Consider the following 18434-nt stretch of genomic DNA (forward strand, 5'->3'; position numbering starts at 1 on the left):
GTTCTCGGTCATCCCGTAGATCCAGCCGGACGCCCGGTAGGTCGGGGTGCCGGACACCGCCGAGAAGTTGACGCTGATGGACTCATCGGCGGCGTCCCCGCTTGGACTTCTTCCATTAGCTCCGGGATGGATGCCACAGCTACGCATCGATGAGAGTGAGATTGCCAGATTGTTTCGAGGCGTTCAAGAGGAAGCAGTCGATACGCGCGCGAAAGTCGTCTCATGAAGGCATGGGACTTCCGAAGTTCGCCATCGATAACACGTTCTCAACACGCATCTGAATAGTGGGCGCGTAAAGGGTCGCTACGTTTTCTGTTACGGAGCCGGCTGCCCGATGGTCGCGGCTGCTGGTCGCCACGACGACCTGTCTGAGTCAGGCCGCCGCGCCCGAGTTGGCGTAGCGCAGCCTGGCGGCCGGCGCCGCGTGCGCGCAGCGTGTCGTAGTAGGCGCGGGCGCCGGGTGATCCTTTCAGCGCGCAGAAGGAGCGTTGGTGCAGCACGCGGACTCAAACCTGAGCCGAGGCCCGCGGCAGCGATTGCCTCGCTGGCGCCTAGCGGGATGCGGTGCCTGATGGCAGACGCGCGGATGGTCGCGTACCGCGCTGGTATGCGACCGTCCGCGTCCAAACCTTCCGCGTCAAGAACTCTGCCTAGCAATCGCCCAAAGGCTAGAGGCAGATGCCCGGCGGCGTCGCGTTCGGACCGATGTTGAGGATCCACCTGTTGGCTGTGCCATCGGTGCCCGAGCCGGTGGTGCTGTCGCGGCAGTCGCGCATGCCGTTGTGGAGGGCGATGTTCGAGACCAGGCGGTTGCCCCCGTTGCCCCCGGCATCGATCCGGATGCCGTCGCCCGCGTTGCCCGTGACGAGGTTGCCGGAGATCTCGGAGTTCGTGAGGGAGTTCGCCGCCACGCTGATGCCATGGCCGACGGTGGTCGACTCAGAACCGCTGATGACGTTGCCGGAGATGGTGACGTTGACGTTGGGTGCAAGGCCGAAAGCGTTGGCCCGCACACCCAGGAATCCACGCTGGATGGTGTTGGAGACGATCTGCGTATTTGTGTTGCTGTCACCGAGGAAGATCCCGGGGGCGTCGACGTTGTCTCGGATGGTGTTACCCCGCACGACGGCATTGGTTGACTTGAAGATGAACGCGAAGGCCCGGTCTTCCAACGAGGTGTTCGTGTTCACCCGGACGTTGGTGACGCCGCCGGCCGCTGCAGCGTCCAGAAGCACACCGGCGTTCAGGTTTCCGTTGAAGGTGTTCTTTTCGATGTCGGCATTCCTCAAGCCCGCGTCCGAGTAGATCCCGTTACCGCTCGCGGAACCAGGTGCGTTGTTTCGGCGGATGCAGTTCCCTTCGACCTTGGAGAGTTGCGTCCCGCTGGCGTTGAGGTAGAGCCCGACCACATTGTCCTGGATCAGGTTCTGGCGGATCTGGTGACCCGAGTGCGCCGCGCTGGTCACGACGCCATAGCTGGAGGTGTTGTTCTGGACGGTGAATCCGGAGAACCGGATGCCGTTCTCCTGGAGGCGGACAGTGCCTGAACCGCCCGTCGACTGGATGATCGCCTGCCTGGAGGGGTTAGGGGCCCCGGCGCTCCGGCACGATGTTCCGAGGGGGGCGGCGGCCGGCCCGACCAGGCGTAGGTTCGCCTTGTTCACGGTGACGACCTCGTTGTAAGTTCCGGCACAGACCTTGATCGTGTCGCCGGGTGAGGCTGCCGTAATCGCTGACTGGATCGTAGTGAAGGCCGCGCCTGGACACTGCGCTCCGTTGTCATCCACAACGCGCACTGCCGCCGCCTGGCCGGGCGCCGCCGGGAACGCTGTTGCCATTGCAACGCACGCCGCGACAAGCATCGTCCTCTTCATACCGTCTCCTCGGCGCCAGGCGCCCCCGTGGCTTAGCTTACGAACCGTCACGATAAGGTAATTAGCTCGCCTTTATGGCGAAAACCGGCAAGGATCTCATAGGACGCCGCCCCGCCCATCCGCCCCCGCCGCGGCGTGCCGAGGCGGCCCCGTCGGGCACACCGTGCTTGGCCGGCCGCCCGGGTCGCCAGAGGACTGTAGCCACTCAAGCTCGTTGATCAGGTTCTCCAGCGACGGCTGAGATCGTCGATCTCAGTCGCGAGTTCCGCCATGCGGGCGTCTGATTGTGGGTCGCTGCGTTTGGTGCGGGGCCATGGCAGCGGGGAGGTAGGCCTCACGGGCGGGATCTCCAGTTGCCGTTGACGACGCAATCACCGACGGGCGGTGCCGCAATTGTCCTGACCGGCTTGATCATCGACGGGACCGACGCCGCGAAGCGTCGGATCATCTGACCACCGCCGCAACTATTGCGGCGTTTTGTCCGTTTAGTGAAGGACAGCCTGTGTGGTGGCTGTGAGCCGCCGCACGCCATACCCGCCTACCCGGTGTCGGGAACCGTGATCCGGCAGCCCCGGTAGGTGCTCACAGGAGGCACTTTCTGTTGTTCACGAGAATTCGTCACCTTCGACGGGATACGAAGCTCCGGCTTGCTGGGCTTGCTGGGTTGGGAACGGCTGCGACGCTGCTCGTCGTCAGCATTACCGGCGCATCGGCGGCGGAAGCGCCAGTGGGCTTGGGAACGGCGGCCAACTTCTCGGTGCTCGCCGCATCTACGGTCACCAACACCGGCCCGACCACGCTCGCCCAGGATCTGGGCCTCAGCCCGGGGAGCTCCGTGACGGGTTTTCCCCCAGGGCTCGTTGGCGGGGCGACCCATCTCGGTGACGGGGTCGCGATGCAGGCTCAAGATGACCTGACGACCGCGTACAACGACGCCGCCGGTCGGACGCCGTTCACAAACCTCGACGATGAGCTCGGCGGCTCCACGCTCATCCCGGGCGTGTACCGCGTAGCCGCCGCAGAGATCACCGGGCAGCTAACGCTGGACGCGCAGGGCAACTCGCAGTCGGTGTTCATCTTCCAGGTCAACTCCACGCTGGTCACGGCGGTGAACAGCAGCATGCGGTTCATCAACGGCGCCTCGCCATGCAACGTGTTCTGGAAGATCGGCAGCTCGGCGACGCTGGGCGTGGGCAGCACCTTCATCGGCACCATCATGGCCCAGGCCTCGATCAGCATGAACACGGGCGCACGCCTGCAGGGACGTGCACTCGCCCGCACCGGCGCGGTCACCCTTCAAAGCAACGTGATCATTCAACCGATCTGCTCGGGCCCGTCGCCCACGCCCACGACCGCGACCCCTACTGCCACGCCGACGGCCACGCCGACGGCCACGCCGACGGCCACTCCAACGGCAACGCCGACCGCCACGCCGACGGTAACGCCGACCGCCACGCCGACGGTGACGCCGACCGCCACGCCGACGGTAACGCCGACCGCCACGCCGACGGTAACGCCGACCGCGACTCCCACGGTGACACCGACCGCGTCACCAACCCCGACCGGCTACGGACACCACGACTACGGTGACGACTACGACGTCGAGCAACCCTGAACGGCTGTCGGACAACACTGGGATTTCACGGCACTGCCGATGTAGGTCTCATCTCGACGGCAGCACATAACGACGATCGCCCGGGCCGACCGCCCGGGCGATTCGTCGTTGGCAGGAGGTATGCGCCGTCGTCGGCGGTCCCCTCCGACACCGGATCGGATGTACGGGCACGCTGGCAACGAGCAGCATCGCCAGGCCTGGCTGACGACCGCGGGCGATGTCACCGGTCCGGCCGCGCGCCGTGCGACCGTCGCAAAAGGACGCCGGCAAAGCCAGGGTCAGGGCCCCAGCTCAGCGGCGGGTCGAGGAGGGAGGCGTGTCGCCGGAGTAGAGCGACGACGTCACCGTCGGCGCCCTCGGCGCGATGGGCGCCCTGGAACGACAACAGCCGGGTCGTTTACGGATCGTGACGCTGACCGAGCCGTCACGCGCTTGTGCGCAGGGCGCCAGGAGTACCGCGTTCCCCTTGGCGTTGTTGCCGATCGCACGGGTAGTCAATGCTGGCGCGACCAAGACCCGGCTGCCGCTGGACGCCCGAGAGCATCGCGAAACGCAGGCGGGAGCAGCAGGCCGAACGCGGCCGGGTGATTCGATCAAGCGGGTGACTCCTGAACCGACGCGGTCGTTGAGCTAGCGTGACCGCCATTGCTCTGCTGCGAAGAATGCCCTCCCGCCGTTTCGTATCCGTCGCCGCGATAGCCCTGGCTTTAGCCGCCGCCGGAATCGTCTTATGGTTCCAGCGTGCCGACAGCGGCGTCCAGGCCTGCGAGAGGATCGCCTCCGGTAACGCATCCTTGACCGCGATCCGCCCGATGTTCGCCGCCTCCCGCCACAACGACCTCCGCAACCACGGGACAAGGATGATCGATGCCGCTCACGCATACGCGAACCCGGAAACCGGGTTGGATGCCTGGGAACGGCTCGATTCGGAAATGAACATCGAGCGTCAGGCGGTCCAAGCGGCGTGCGCCGACCACGGGGTGACGGTCAAGCTGGTCTAGTAAGGCTTTCGCACGGACGTTCTACGTCATGCCATCGCTGATCACGGACACCGTCACCGCTGCCTGGCACGTGCTTACCCGAGTCGGTAGGGACTGTGGCGAGCATCGTGTCGGGCAATGCCGTTACCGGCGGTAGCCCAAACCGGCGGTCGAGTACCCGATGTGAGAGAAGAGGGCAGATTGCCAGCGCCGGCTGCGCGGCGGTCGAGTTCTGCGGCGCAGCGGTCCTGTGATCGCCGCGACGCCGCCGCACGCGGGACGGTACTACGAGTCGTGCGGCGGCGTCGGGGTCGGCTCGAGGATTACCAGCAGTGCTCGTGTATCGCATGCTGGACGCCTTCGGGCCTTGCCGTCTACATCGGAGGCTTCATCAAGACTCCTTTACTCGGCTGGTCTATGCTTTGCACGACCTGGGAAAACGTAGCCGAGCATGCCGCTCCCCCGTCCAAGAGCTGGGGGTCAAGGGGTCGTGGGTTCGAATCCCGCCGTCCCGACAGCGTGGAGGTTTCCGCAGTTCAGCGACTTGCGGAGGCCTTCGTTTCATAGCTCGGCATCGATGCGTGTCTGGCACGCCATTTCCAGAACCCTTGACCCGCTTTGTGTGATCATGTCGGCCATCGACATTCGTAAGATCACCGCTGGGCTGTCCCCCACCTGATCGCCCTCCATCGGCGACGCGCAGAGCACGTCGGCCAGCTGCCGGAGGTCGCGCGCATCACGGAGCTCGCCCGTGACGGGTTTGCTCAGCAGCAGCCAGGGCCCTGCTCCCCGGGTTTGGGTAGAGTCGCAGGGCGAGGATGTATGCTCAGCCGCGGCGCAAGCCGGGTTCCAGCACGCGCATGACCCAAGCGTGCACGCCCTGACGAATCGGCGACTTCAGGCCCCACCTCTTCAACAGAGTGTGTTCGTCGACTGAGCTCGCCTCCTTGATGAGGACGCGCCATCCACCGACCGTCCCCATCGGAGGCACAGAGCCGACGAAAGCCAGTGCCACCGCGACGACGATGAGGAGAGCTCCCGCGACGCCGCCGACCCGCGCACCCCGCGAGATCACGGCCAGCACCGGCAGCAGCACGAGGCCAAACCAGGCGACGAACAGGCCAGCGCGGCGGCGGTCGAGTCACCGGTTCGCGACAATTCGCGTATGACTCGTCGGGAAGCGGCGCCACGGCAGTCTCTCATTGACATCGTCACGCGTCGTCGCTGACGGCTCCTCATGCACGGCTCAGTACGAGGCCACATTACCGACGAGTTCCAATCACCTACAGGCGGGACGTCAGTCCTCGGGAGTTCTCAGTCAGTAGCAACCGGCGTCACCGCGCCGGGTTGGCAAGCTCAGCTGACGTCCTCGGCTTTGAGCCAAGCGCTCCTGGTCAGATCCCAGATGGAGTCGACCACCTCCAGGAACTCCGGGGAGCGCCGCATCTCCGGCACGCGCTGACGCTCCAGAGCGATCGGCACGATGTGCTTGACCACCGAACGCGGGCCTGCCGAGAGCACCACCACCTGATCGGACAAGAACACCGCCTCGTCGATCTGGTGCGTGATCAGCACCGCGGTCTTGGCAGTGGCCTCCCAGATGCGCAGCAATTCGCCACCCATGACCTCACGGGTCTGGCTGTCGAGCGCCGAGAACGGCTCATCCAGCAGCAGCACGTCCGGGTCAACTGCCAGTGCGCGAGCGAGGTTCACCCGTTGCTGCATACCGCCGGAGAGCTCGTGCGGGTAGCGGTCGACGAACTGGGTCAGGCCGACCATCTCGAGCATCTCGCGGGCGCGCCGGTCTGCCTCGGGGCGCGCGTGGCCATGCCCCTCAGCACCGTAAGCGGCGTTGCGCAGCACCGTGCTCCACGGCAGGAGCGCCGGATTCTGGAACACGACGGCACGGTCCCGCCCGGGGACGGTGATCGGCGAGCCGTTCCACGTGATCTCACCAGTGGTGTAGGGCACCAGACCCGCGATCGCTCGGAGCAGCGTCGACTTGCCACACCCCGTCGGACCGACGATCGAGACGAACGAGCCCGCCTCCACCGTGAACGTCGCATTCTCGACAGCACGAAAAAATGCCTGGTGCCGGTCGACGTAGTACTCGATGCCGACGTCCTTTACCTCCAGGCCTGAGCCGCTCTGCCGGTGGTCGGCCGCCTCAGGCACTGGCATGACGCTCGAAATCCCTTGCATGTGAACTCCTGTAGTCCCTTCGAGAGCCCACTGTAAGGACTCGTTATTCAGGACGCAATGCCTGATAGCCAGTACTTAGAGGTAGCCCTTGGCGGTCCAGTAGCGCAACGCGGCGGGGTGCAGCGGCACGTCCAGCGGGGCATCCTGGTGGTTGCCGCACATCCTCTCCAGCGGCAGGGGGCCGGGTCCGTCCCACGGAATCACTTCGCGCTGTTCGTCGAGGGCCGCGCAGAAGCGCTCCACGAGTTCGTCGCTGGCCTCCGCGTGGCAGAACAGTGGCCAGCCGCTGAAGTCGACGACTTCGACGGGACGGTCCAAGCCGGGCGCCAGCTCCGGTGTCACCGTGGTGGTGCGGTAGCCCATGGCGGTGAGCCGCGCGAGGGTGCTCTCTCGCAACGACAGGAAGGTCATTCCCTGTTGCAGCGCCTTCCGCCCCCACACCGGCCAGGCCTCGTCGAAGATGGCGGTGCGTTCCCCGGTCGCCACCGCACCCAGCCGGTTCGCGCCGCTCGCCATTCCGGCGTCGTAGAAGATCTCACTGCCCCACGACTGCATGTCCGCCATGGGAACGCCGGCGGCGGCCAGAATGTCGGCCATCACCAGGTGTACGGAGTGGTTCGTCTCCTCACCACGGATAGAAATCTTCAGTGGGTAGCGCCGGTCGGCGAGCTCCTCCACGTATTGCAGGCCGCTGTCAGCCGGCACCGCGAACATGAAGAAGTCGAACTGCGGCAACACCGTGATCGCTCTGACGGGAAGCGGGCGCCGGAAGACGCCCGCCCCGCGGTAGGCCAACGTCAGCACCGCCGACGGGTTGATGATCGCCAGATCCGCCTCACGGTTGGCGACCGCCTCGATGCCTTCCGGGGTGTCACTGGCCAGGAACCGGGCGTGCCAGCGGTTGTCTCCCTGCGGGCGCAGCGAGATCTCGACCTGTGTACCGAAGCTGGGACGCTTGCGACCGCGCATCATCGCGGCGGTCGCTTCCAGCATGACCAGCGAACGAATTGACGGCGGCCGCTCGAACCGTCCGGGCTCCGGCTTGTCTAGTGGCTGGGTCATCAGTCGATCTTGCCGACGATCGCCTGGTAGTCGGCGAAGATGCGCGGGTCCTCGATCTCGAAGTCGATGGAGGTGCCACCCTCACGGATGCTCGTGCGGGTCGGGACGATGTCCTTCGTCTCCGGTGTTTTGAATCCCTGCGCGAACCCGGCTGGGTTGTCCGAGCTGCCATACCGCACGGCGACCTGCAACGCGGCGTCGTCACCAGTGTTGAAATGCTGGTGGAACCACTGGTCGGGCGGGCAGAAGGTGGAACCCTCACGCCACTCGACGCGCACAACCTGGTCCTCGTGGCCGTCCTCGTACGGGCGCAGACCCGCCTGGCTCGGCCACATCAGGCTGTAACCGTGCGACTTCGCGATCAGCAGCACCGCACCCGGCGCGTGGTAGTGCGCCTTCTGCCGGCGACGCGGAGGCCACTCGGCGAGGTGGCCGGCGAGGGTGCTGTCCGCCATCTCGAAGACGGTGATCTTGGAGTTGACACCGCGCCGCTCGTCGGTGTCGATCGGCAAATTCACGACGTCCTGGATGATGTTCGTCCGCAGCGCGGCAACACCGGTGGTCGCGGCGTACCGCGCGGCCTGGCCGGCGTAATCGGCTGAGGGAGAGAAGCGCGACGTGAAGTAGTGGTCGTTGTTGAAGACGAAATCGTGGTCGTGGAACAGATCCATCACCATCGGCGCGGTGGTGACACTGGTGAACACGGCCGGGACGTCGCCGGTGTTGCGCATGACGTACCAGCAGTTCAGTGGAATGCTGAACAGCGAGTACTGCTGCCACTTGACGATCTCACGGGCGTTTGTCTCGCCAGGCGCCCAGATCTCGATCTCACCGGTGCCTTCGAAGATCATGACGACCTCTTCGAAGAGGTGCTTCTGCGGCTTGGTCTCCTGACCGGGGCCGAGGTCGGCGACGTACATGCCGGTGTAGCCCTCCATGCCGAACAGGTCGATGAACGACGCGTTGCAGCCGACCGCGTCCCACGGCTTGCGCACGACATCGCGGACGTTCGAGACGCCCCACGTCTGCAGGATTGGAATGTGCTGATCGGCCATCCACCGCTCGTACGGCGTCGGCGGGGTGAACGGTTTCTTGCCGTGGTCGTGCCCTGCGCTCATCTTTCGATCCTTCCGGGTTTGCTAGTTGTCAAGTCTCAGCAGCGCCGCGGCGCTGCCCCCGAGGATCGCGTCACGCTGCCCGTCGGTAATTGGCAGATCGCGAATGTGCGCCAACCGGCTGGCGAATTCCTCGCTGGTCTTGGTGTACGGGTAGTCGGTGCCGAACATCAGTCGATCGGCGCCGATGGTCTCCACGGCGCAGGTCAGCGCGGGGACGTGCCGGGTAGCGGTGTCCCACCAGAGCCGGGCCAGACCTCGGTGCGGGGCGTCGTCGGTGGTCAGCCCCTCGGCCAACCAACGCTGCTCGGCCAGCTGGATGTGCCGACGGACCCGGCCGAAGATGAAAGGCAGCGTCCCACCGAGATGCGGCACGATGAAATTGATCTTCGGATAGCGGACGACCACCCCGGAGAGCAGCAGCCGGATCCCGGCGATGGTGTCTTCGAACATCCCACCGATGGAGCGCTGCATGCCCAGGTCGTTGTCGCCGAAGCCGTCGAAGGCCATCGAGGGGTGAACGAACACCGTGGTGCCACGCTCGTCGAGAGCCTCGTAGACCGGGGACAGCGCTTCGTCATCCAGGTCGAGGTCGAGGACGCTGGTGCCGAACGTGACGCCGACACAGTTCGCGTCGCGTCCGATCCGGTCCAGTTCGGACAGTGTCGCATCGATGTGCGGCAGCGGCAGGACCGCCCAGGTCATCAGCCGCCCGGCCGAGTCCGCCGACGCCTCCAGGTAGGTGTCGTTGGCCTCACGAGCAAGGGACACCGCGGTGGCGGCGTCGTGGTGGTAGGGCTGCAGTACGCCGACGGACAACAGGCCGACGTCAACGCCGGTCTCGGCCATCAGCTCGAAACGCTCACCCAGCGACATGCTCTGCTGGGGCGCCGCGCTGAGCTGCGGCAGCCGACCTCCGGCCTTGCTGATGCTATCCATCAGGCTCGGCGGGAAGAGGTGGGAGTGGACATCGATGATCATCGGAGGTGAGATCCGTCAGTTCGTGAGGAAGTCGGTGACGATCCGCGCGTATTCGGCGGCATGCTCGGTGAGCACGAAGTGGCCGCTGCGGTCACCCCAGATCACTGCGCGAGAGCGCGGGATCATCTTCAGGGCGTCCAGAGCGGTGGTCACCGGGATCATGCCGTCGTCGTTGCCGCAGACGTAGAGCACCTCGGCCCGCAGCTTGGACAGCACGTCGGTCAGGTCGGAGTTCGCCGCGTTCGGAAACTCCCTGCGGGACGCCAGGTGATCCGGCGCCATGGCCTTCTCGAAACGGTTGTCGACCACCGACGCGGGCCGGAATTCCGCACGTGGGGTGAAGTATTCGAAGATGGTCTGCATCTTGTCGCGGCTGGGCCCCTGCGCGAAGGCGATCAGCGACTTGATGCCGGGGCCAGGGTCCGCCGGTAACGGTCCGAACTCGGACGACTGGACGACTATCTTGCCGACGCGGTCGGGGTATTCGATGCCGAAGCGCAGGCAGGCCGGCGCGAACTGGGATGAGCCGTACTGGTGCGCCTTGTCGATGCCCAGCTCGTCCATGAAGTCGCGCAGCAGCTTGGCGACGTAGACGTCCAGCGGGACGTCACCGCGCTTGACCAGCTTCTGTGACTCACCCCAGCCCGGCAGGTCCAGCAGAATGACCCGGAAGGTCTTGCTCAGATCGTCAATGACGTACTTGCTGTTGTCCCACGCATTCGCGCCCGGGCCACCACCGTGGGTGCAGATCAGGGCCGGACCACTACCCGCCTCGTTGTAGTGGAGCTCGATACCGTTGACGGTGACGAACCGATCGGTCTCTTCCTTAGTCAGTCCCATGTCCTTGCTCCGTTCACGCGAATTCGGTGGGCAGGTCGGCCACAAACAGCTCGTCGACGTCGTAGCGGCGGGCGACCAGGCCCTGGTCGGCCGCAGCGGTCAAGAAGCTTTCGAGCGCCGGACGGTTCGCGGCCAGACCGTAGGGCCATGGGTCGCCGAGCAGCGCGCGCAACTGTTCCACCGTGTGCCCTAGCGGCGGCACCGGCCACTCCGTCCGCGGATCGGCAACAGCGATCTGCTTGGCCTGGGCATATGCCTGCAGTAAGGCCGCCACGATCTCGGGGCGCCGCTCCAGCAACTCCTGCTTGATCACCGGCACGTGCATCAACGGGAACACACCGTCACGCTCGTAGTACGCGCGCTCGGCGGCGACGAGGTCCGGATAAGCAGGCACGGTCAGGTCGGCGAGCTCGGCCGGCAGTGGACGGCCGCCCTGCAGCATGCAGGCATCGATCTGACCGTCGCGCATGAGGCCGGCCAGATCGGCGCCGGGAACCGTGCGTAGCCGGACGTCGGCAGGCAGGCCGCCATCGAAGCGCTCCGCTTCGATGGTCACCCACTGCACCTTCGACGGAGCGACACCATGCATGCGCGACAGCAGGTGTCGCTGCCAGACGCAGGAGGAGATCCAGTACTGGGGCAGACCAATCGCCCGCCCGGCCAGCTCGTCTGCGGAGGACAGACCGCTGGCCCTTGACAGGTAGATGCCGGACTGCACGAAGCGGCGGCCGGAGGTGAAGACGGGGATCGCCTTCAGCGGCAAGCCCAACTCCAGCGCCTTGGTGTAGGCCGCGATCGACATCTCGGCCACGTCGAACTTGAGCTCGAGCATGGCGCGGGAGTTCTGGTCCGTGGTCTTGGGCGTGAAGATCTCCAACTCAACGCCCTCGACCTGAACCGCGCCTGACGTGATCGGGGCCGTGAGACCCGTCGGCATGACCGAGAACGTGACGCTCACCGGAACAGGGCCACGCACTTGGAGGAGTTGAACACGTAGGTCTCGGCGTAGCCGAGCACCTCGACGTCTCGGCCTTCCAACGCGCCGGCCAACGCCACCCAGTTGCGCATCTCGTGCTGGCCGCTGACCTGCATCTGCTCGGCAGACATGTCCCGCCACTTGGCGAACTGCCCGGAACGAAGTTCCTCGAGGTGCACGCGATCGGACTCCACATCGCCCCACAGGTATCCGTGCATGGGCGTCAGCGACGCGTGCGACCAACTTGCCGAACCGATGATCAGGGACCGATACGGGCTGGCCTCCAGGATCTGCGCCACCTCACGACCGATGTCATAGCAGCGCTTCGGCGTCGGCGAATCCGGCGGCGGGATGTCGACGTCATCCTGCAGCCGGCCCGGCGTGATCGGTCCCAGCGATGGCACCTTGAGGTTGGTGCCATAGCAGCTGACGTGGAACGGGATGATCGGGTACGGAAAGCCCTTGCGCTCCCAGTCCAAATAGTCAACTGAGTGGCTGAAGGCATGCCCCAGATGATCCATATGATGCAGCTTCCACGCACAGGCGACGTCGAAGTCGTTGCGCACCAGTGCGTTGGCCAGATAGGTGCCGATGGCCTTACTGCCCCGAACGGTCGGCTGCAGCGGCGGGTGCGGCAGCGGCTCGGGCGCCAGGCCACTGCTCACCTTCGGGGCGCCCTTGGCGAGGTCCGCCAGGTCGAACTCATCCGCCGCGTAGACACAGAACGGAGGCAGGACGTCTTCCTTGAAGTTCTCGTACTGGTCGTCGGCGAAGATCACCACGATGTCGGGGTTGAACTCGTCGACGGCCTTGCGCGCCTGCAGACAGGCGTCGATGGCGACCTCACGGTGCCGCCGCGCGGCCGCGACACCCTCGTCGGCGCCCCATTCCTCGATCAGGCCCTGCGGCCAGTTCGCCCGATCGAGGACGTCAGCGGGCGTCCGCGGATCCTGCAGGACCCGCTTGAAGTAGACGTTCGCCATGGTCTCGTCGGTGAGACCCGGGTGCGGACCGTGAAACATCCCCAGGCCCATGATTTCCGCCATTGTCGAACCGCCTGTCAGCACATACTTGGTGAACACATTGCAAATGGATCGTGGAAGCGTCCGCCCGGTCGGGGCTGTGCTCGCTTTCAGTTGCCCTGCAGCAGCACGAACTCGAGCTGCTCGTCGGGCTGCCCGGTGACCTGCCGCCATCTCCGCCGAACGATCGTCTTGGTCCGCTCGATGGCCTCGTCGGCTGAGTCGCCGACCTCGTTCGCATTAGGACACTCAGGCACTTCGGTCCAGTGCGCGACCCTGGCGTCGATCGCCGACGAGGTGTGCAGGATGATCCGGAAGACCGGGTCGGGTCCGGCCTTGGCGCCGTCAGCGCCGTCCGTGGTCTCACTCATGACTTCGCGTTGAGCCCAACCGCGTGCTCGGGCCGCGCGTAGTCGAAGGTGATGACGTCGTTCTTGGCTTCGTCCCAGACCAGGGCCATGGGCGAACCGCCCTGCTCGACCAGGTCGATCTGTTCGGCGAGCATCCGGCGCAGCATCGCGATGCCACGGTCGGTGGCGCCCAGGTGCTCCTTGGTGCGGTCGGTGATCCGGCCCTGCGTCTCCCAGGCCATCTGGTCCTGAACCGGGAACGTGATCATGTCGAAGCCACCGTCCGGGGTGCGGCCCTCCTCACGTGGCATGACCCGCGACTCGCGGATCTCCGCCTCGGGGTCGGCGTCGATGTCGTCGGACAGGTTCAACGTCATCTCGAACGTGATGGTGTTCTCGTCGTCGATCGGAACGCGCCAGTGCATCATCTTGTCTTTGACGTTGTTCCCGATCCGCAGGATGTTCGGGAAGATCAGCGGCGGGCGCCGCTCGACGCCAGGGTTGTCACCGCCGTACACGGCCGTCTTCTCGATGCCCCACTCGCACCGCTCGAAGTCAAAACTTTCGATCGGCCGCTCGTAGTAGGCGGCCGCGATGCGGTCGCGCTCGCCGTTGGGGTAACCCATCTCGCGCAGCATGCGCGCGTGCAGGTAGTAGGTGTGGATGGTGTCGGCGGTGTTCTCCTGGATCTGCAGCCAGTTGCACTCGATCGTCCGGTGCCAGAGCGCACGCCAGCCGTTGCGATCGACCAGCACGTCCCAGCGCGGCAGCAACGGCGCCGGGTCCGGGCCCATATAGGCGAAGATCAGGCCGCAGAGCTGCTGGACCTTGTATCCCTTGATGCCCGAGCGGTCGAGGAAATTCTGGTTCGGCGCCTCGAACGGCTGTTCCACACACTCGCCGGAGTACGCGAACTTCCAGCCGTGGTAGGGACAGCGCACACCGTCCTGCTCCAGGAAGCCGTAGAACAGCGAACAGGAACGATGCGAGCAGTGCTCGCTGAACAGTGCGTATTCGCCGTTCGGCTGCCGCGCGAGGATCAGGTCTTCGCCGAGAATGCGTACCTTGATCCTCGGCTTCTCCGGCGTGATCTGGCTGGCCAGCGCCACCGGATGCCAGTAGCGCCGTAGCAGTTCGCCGGCCGGGGTTCCCGGGCCGACGCGGGTGAGCCGCTCGTTCATCTCATGACTAAGCATCTGACCTCCACCGACGCTGACTGCCTTGTCCTGAATTGCGGGATAGGATTTCTATGTTACAGGATTGATTCGAGCACAGGAAGGGTTAGCGGGCCTCGGCGATCACCCGGTTGCGCACCGCGCCAAGCCCGTCGATCTCGATCGAGACCTCGTCGCCGGGCTTGAGGAAGACCTTCGGATCGCGGCGGAAGCCAACGCCCCCAGGGGTTCCGGTCAGGATGACGTCGCCAGGCAGCAACGTGGTGAACTCGGAGATCGTCGAGATCAGGGTCGGGATGTCGAAGATCATCAGCGACGTGTCGGAGTCCTGCATGGTGGAGCCGTTCAGGATCGTCCGCAGCCCGGCGGAAGTGACGTCGACTTCTTCCGGCGTGTAGAGGTAGGGGCCGATCGGCGTGGATGCGTCCCAGGCCTTGCCCTGCAACCACTGGTGCGTCTTGTACTGGTAGTCGCGCATCGTGACGTCGTTGGCTACCGAGAAGCCCATCACGTGCGCGATGGCGTCTCGCTTGGCGATCCGCCGGCCGGCACGGCCGATCACGACGGCCAGCTCCCCCTCGTAGTCGCACTGGGTCGATTCGGAGGGAACGCTGATCGGGTCGAATGCGCCGACGAGCGACGACGCGAACTTGTTGAACAGCACCGGATACTCGGGCGTCTCGCGGCCCGTCTCTCCAATGTGCGCTTTGTAGTTCAGCCCGACACAGATGATCTTGTCTGGCTGCGGTACGACCGCGCGTAGGTGCACATCGCTCACCGCGACCGCGGGTCCCGCCGCTGCCAGCTCGCCGAGCACATCGCTCGGAGTCTGGCGACCCAACTCACTGGCGCCGGCCAGCGGGACCAGGCTGTCCCCCTCGACGCGCCCGAGATAAGAGCGGCCGTCAATTTCATAAGACGCAAATGGCATGAGGCATTCCTCCAGTTTTGCTTTAAAGCGCCCGCGAGAGCCTTACAGGTCCACGGTCCAGGCGTCGTTGCCGCGGATGAGTGCATCGAATGCGGCATCGTCGGTGGTGGTCCCGGTGGCCGCCCCGGCGAGCTGGTCGGCCATCAAGGTGTCGTAGACGGGGCGTCGCACATCGCGGAACACACCCATGGGGGCATATCGAGCGTCGAAGCTGCTGAGCCGCGAAAGCGCGAAGGAGTAGGTGGGGTCGTCGCCGTGGGCGTCGTGGACGACGACGCGGGGTTCGTCGTCGCTGACGTCCTGCTCGACGGTCAGTGATCCGTCGGGATTGCGGATGACCGCCTTCGTGCCGAAGCGCAGCGGCGCGCCGTGTTCCAGGTTGATGATCCAGGCTTGCCTGGATTCGCTGTCTTTTATGACGTCGAACGCGCCGTCGTTGAAGATGGGGCAGTTCTGGTAGATCTCGATGAGCGCCGTGCCCGGGTGTTCGGCGGCGGCTCGGAGTGTGGAGATCAGGTGCTTGCGGTCGCTGTCCATCGTGCGGGCGACAAAGGTCGCCTCGGCTCCGAGGGCAAGGCTGATCGGGTTGAACGGGGCGTCGATCGAGCCCATCGGCGAGCTCTTGGTGATCTTGCCAAGTTCGGAGGCGGGCGAGTACTGGCCCTTGGTCAGCCCGTAGATGCGATTGTTGAACAGCAGGATCTTGAGATTCACGTTCCGGCGCAGCGTGTGGATGAGGTGGTTGCCACCGATCGAGAGGGCGTCGCCGTCCCCGGTGACGACCCAGACCGACAGGTCCGCGCGGGACGTCGATAGCCCGGTCGCGATCGCCGGCGCACGCCCGTGGATCGAGTGCATCCCGTAGGTGTTCATGTAGTACGGAAACCGGCTGGAGCAGCCGATCCCGGAGATGAACACGATGTTCTCGCGGGGGATCCCGAGCTCGGGCATGAACGCCTGGACACCGGCCAGGATCGCGTAGTCACCGCAGCCCGGGCACCAGCGCACCTCCTGGTCCGACTTGAAATCCTTCGCCTTGAGACCCAGGTCGGTCATGTCAGCGGTCCTTCACCAGCAGCGCGCGGACCTGAGCCGGGTCGTTCGAGGTCTGCCCGATCTTGCTGGCGCCGCCTGGTGAACCCAGTTCAGCGAAGAAGTCTGCGTTGAACTGACGGTAGTCAGCCCACTTCTCCGGCAGGTCGTCCTCGTAGAAGATGGCCTCAACCGGGCACACCGGCTCGCAAGCGCCGCAGTCCACGCATTCGTCCGGGCTGACGTAGAGCATCCGGTCACCCACGTAGATGCAGTCGACCGGGCACTCCTCGATACAGGCCTTGTCCAAAACATCGACGCAAGGCTCAGCAATTACGTAGGTCACGCGAGCACTCCGAGTTCAATGATCGATTGCAGTGACCGGGCTAGTTCATCGGCCCTGAACGGCAGTCCTTTGACCTGGGTGATCGACACCGCGTCAACGAGATACTTCGCGCGGATCAGGGTGGCGAGCTGGCCCAGGTTCATCTCTGGAATGACCACACGCTCGTAGCGACGCAGGATCTCGCCCAGGTCCTTGGCGAACGGGTTGAGGTGGCGCAGATGCAGTTGCGCGATCGCCGCACCGCGACTGCGGACGGTGCGGCAGGCGGCGCCGATCGGGCCGAAGGTGGAACCCCAGCCGAGCACGAGCACCTTGGCGTCATTGCCGGGGTCGTCCACCCGCAAGGGGGCAAGGCTGTCCGCGACCGCGTCGACCTTGGCCTGCCTGGTCCGGACCATAAAATCGTGGTTGTCCGGGTCGTAGGAGATGTTGCCCGTCTTGTCGGCCTTCTCGATACCACCGATGCGGTGTTCCAGCCCGGCGGTCCCGGGCACTGCCCAGGCCCGCGCCAACGTTTCCGGATCCCGTAGGTATGGCAGGAACTGCCCGTCCGGCCCGTTCGGCTCGGTCGCGAACTCCACTCTGAGGTCCGGTAGATCGGCCAGCGACGGGACCGGCCATGGTTCGGACCCGTTCGCGATGTATCCATCCGAGAGCAGGAACACCGGTGTGCGGTAGGTCAACGCGATCCGCGCCGCCTCGACCGCGCACTCGAACGTATCCGCGGGGCGACTGGCCGCCACGATCGGGACCGGTGCCTCACCGTTGCGCCCGAACATCGCCTGCAGCAGGTCGGACTGCTCGGTCTTGGTCGGCAAACCGGTGGACGGCCCGCCCCGCTGAATGTCCACGATCACCAACGGCAACTCGAGCGATACCGCCAGCCCGATCGTCTCAGCCTTGAGCGCGATTCCCGGGCCAGAACTCGTGGTCACACCCAACGCGCCGCCGAAACTGGCCCCAAGCGCCGCGCCGATGCCCGCGATCTCGTCCTCGGCCTGAAACGTCCGCACGCCAAACCGCTTCTGCTTGGACAGTTCGTGCAGGATGTCCGACGCGGGCGTGATCGGATACGCGCCCAGGAACAATGGCAACCGGCTCTTGCGCGACGCCGCGAGCAACCCGTAGGCCAACGCCAGATTCCCGCTGATGTTCCGATAGAGGCCCGCCGGCGCCGGAGCCGGCGCCACCTCGAAGCGCACCGCCAACGCCTCGGTCGTCTCGCCGTAGTTATAGCCGGCTTTGAACGCCGTCACGTTCGCCGCCGCGATATCCGGCTTATTCCGGAACTTCGCGGTGATGAACCCGATCGTCGCCTCCGTCGCCCGCGAATACATCCACGATAGCAACCCCAAGGCGAACATGTTCTTCGATCGGCCGGCGTCCTTGCGGGACAAATCCGAGCCGGCCAGCGCATCTAGCGTCAGCCGCGTCAGCTCGAGTGCAACCACCTGGAACGACTCCAGCGAGTCGTCCTCAAGCGGGTTGGACAACCACCCCGCCCGAGTCAGCGCACGCTGACCGAAGTCGTGGGTATCGACGATTATCATCGCGCCCTTCGGCAAATCCGGGAGATTCGCCTTCAACGCCGCCGGATTCATCGCCACCAGAACATCCGGACGGTCACCCGGCGTCAAGATATCGTGATCGGCAAAATGCAGCTGAAAGGACGACACCCCCGCCAACGTCCCCTGCGGAGCACGAATCTCCGCCGGAAAATTCGGGAACGTCGCCAGATCATTGCCGAACAGCGCCGTTTCCTGGGTGAACCGATCACCCGCCAACTGCATCCCGTCACCAGAGTCCCCGGCGATGCGAATAACGACCTGATCAAGCTGTTCGACATTCTTCATTGTGCTGCGTGGCTCCTCGACGCGCTTTCTCTCATACGACGGCCGGCGAGTGGATGGCTCCCCGCCGACCGTCGTTGCGA

At 65.3% G+C, this 18434-nt stretch carries 17 protein-coding genes; 2 read left to right on the forward strand and 15 right to left on the reverse strand.

Annotated features, from left to right (window positions below):
- Positions 1-668: 668 nt before the first annotated feature.
- Positions 669-1874, reverse strand: coding sequence for a right-handed parallel beta-helix repeat-containing protein (locus tag AB0J74_RS35395; RefSeq protein ID WP_363456454.1), 1206 nt, complete (start codon positions 1872-1874; stop codon positions 669-671).
- A gap of 664 nt (positions 1875-2538) precedes the next feature.
- On the opposite strand from AB0J74_RS35395, the gene AB0J74_RS35400 reads away from it, so the two are divergent.
- Both AB0J74_RS35400 and AB0J74_RS35405 read left to right on the forward strand, forming a co-directional pair.
- Positions 2539-3489, forward strand: coding sequence for an ice-binding family protein (locus AB0J74_RS35400; protein WP_363456457.1), 951 nt, complete (start codon positions 2539-2541; stop codon positions 3487-3489).
- Between the two features lie 635 nt (positions 3490-4124).
- Positions 4125-4490, forward strand: a complete 366-nt coding sequence (locus AB0J74_RS35405; protein ID WP_363456460.1) for a hypothetical protein — start codon at positions 4125-4127, stop codon at positions 4488-4490.
- 805 nt (positions 4491-5295) lie between these two features.
- Here the strand turns inward: AB0J74_RS35405 and AB0J74_RS35410 are convergent.
- From AB0J74_RS35410 to AB0J74_RS35475, 14 genes are all read right to left on the reverse strand, one after another.
- A complete protein-coding gene (locus tag AB0J74_RS35410) occupies positions 5296-5565 on the reverse strand; it encodes a hypothetical protein (protein WP_363456463.1) in 270 nt (89 codons plus the stop codon).
- A 260-nt stretch (positions 5566-5825) separates the two neighbouring features.
- A complete protein-coding gene (locus AB0J74_RS35415) occupies positions 5826-6671 on the reverse strand; it encodes an ABC transporter ATP-binding protein (protein WP_363456466.1) in 846 nt (281 codons plus the stop codon).
- Between the two features lie 75 nt (positions 6672-6746).
- Positions 6747-7664, reverse strand: coding sequence for a TAXI family TRAP transporter solute-binding subunit (locus tag AB0J74_RS35420; RefSeq protein ID WP_363456469.1), 918 nt, complete (start codon positions 7662-7664; stop codon positions 6747-6749).
- Positions 7665-7732: 68 nt separating this feature from the next.
- The gene (locus AB0J74_RS35425; RefSeq protein WP_363456472.1) at positions 7733-8851 is read right to left on the reverse strand and encodes a hypothetical protein; all 1119 of its coding nucleotides are present in this window, start codon (positions 8849-8851) and stop codon (positions 7733-7735) included.
- 21 nt (positions 8852-8872) lie between these two features.
- A complete protein-coding gene (locus tag AB0J74_RS35430; RefSeq protein WP_363456475.1) occupies positions 8873-9829 on the reverse strand; it encodes an amidohydrolase family protein in 957 nt (318 codons plus the stop codon).
- 15 nt (positions 9830-9844) lie between these two features.
- Entirely contained in the window at positions 9845-10669 is an 825-nt protein-coding gene (locus tag AB0J74_RS35435) for an alpha/beta hydrolase (RefSeq protein ID WP_363456478.1), read from the reverse strand.
- Positions 10670-10682: 13 nt separating this feature from the next.
- Positions 10683-11627: a hypothetical protein gene (locus AB0J74_RS35440; protein ID WP_363456481.1), complete on the reverse strand. Its 945-nt coding sequence runs from the start codon at positions 11625-11627 to the stop codon at positions 10683-10685.
- Positions 11624-12727, reverse strand: a complete 1104-nt coding sequence (locus AB0J74_RS35445) for a hypothetical protein (protein ID WP_363456483.1) — start codon at positions 12725-12727, stop codon at positions 11624-11626. The genes AB0J74_RS35440 and AB0J74_RS35445 overlap by 4 nt, the downstream gene beginning before the upstream one ends.
- Before the next feature lie 50 nt (positions 12728-12777).
- Positions 12778-13038, reverse strand: a complete 261-nt coding sequence (locus AB0J74_RS35450; protein ID WP_363456486.1) for a hypothetical protein — start codon at positions 13036-13038, stop codon at positions 12778-12780.
- Positions 13035-14213 carry a Rieske 2Fe-2S domain-containing protein gene (locus tag AB0J74_RS35455; protein ID WP_363456489.1) on the reverse strand — a complete coding sequence of 393 codons (1179 nt, stop codon included), beginning with the start codon at positions 14211-14213 and terminating at the stop codon, positions 13035-13037. The genes AB0J74_RS35450 and AB0J74_RS35455 overlap by 4 nt, the downstream gene beginning before the upstream one ends.
- A gap of 85 nt (positions 14214-14298) precedes the next feature.
- Positions 14299-15123: a fumarylacetoacetate hydrolase family protein gene (locus AB0J74_RS35460; protein WP_363456492.1), complete on the reverse strand. Its 825-nt coding sequence runs from the start codon at positions 15121-15123 to the stop codon at positions 14299-14301.
- A 42-nt stretch (positions 15124-15165) separates the two neighbouring features.
- A complete protein-coding gene (locus tag AB0J74_RS35465) occupies positions 15166-16179 on the reverse strand; it encodes a 2-oxoacid:ferredoxin oxidoreductase subunit beta (protein WP_363456495.1) in 1014 nt (337 codons plus the stop codon).
- A 1-nt stretch (position 16180) separates the two neighbouring features.
- Positions 16181-16501, reverse strand: coding sequence for a ferredoxin (gene fdxA / locus AB0J74_RS35470; protein WP_363456497.1), 321 nt, complete (start codon positions 16499-16501; stop codon positions 16181-16183).
- Positions 16498-18354 carry a 2-oxoacid:acceptor oxidoreductase subunit alpha gene (locus AB0J74_RS35475; RefSeq protein WP_363456500.1) on the reverse strand — a complete coding sequence of 619 codons (1857 nt, stop codon included), beginning with the start codon at positions 18352-18354 and terminating at the stop codon, positions 16498-16500. Before AB0J74_RS35475 ends, fdxA begins: the two co-directional genes overlap by 4 nt.
- Positions 18355-18434: the final 80 nt, after the last annotated feature.

Origin of the sequence: Asanoa sp. NPDC049573 (assembly GCF_040676615.1) — a bacterium.
GTDB lineage: Bacteria > Actinomycetota > Actinomycetes > Mycobacteriales > Micromonosporaceae > Asanoa.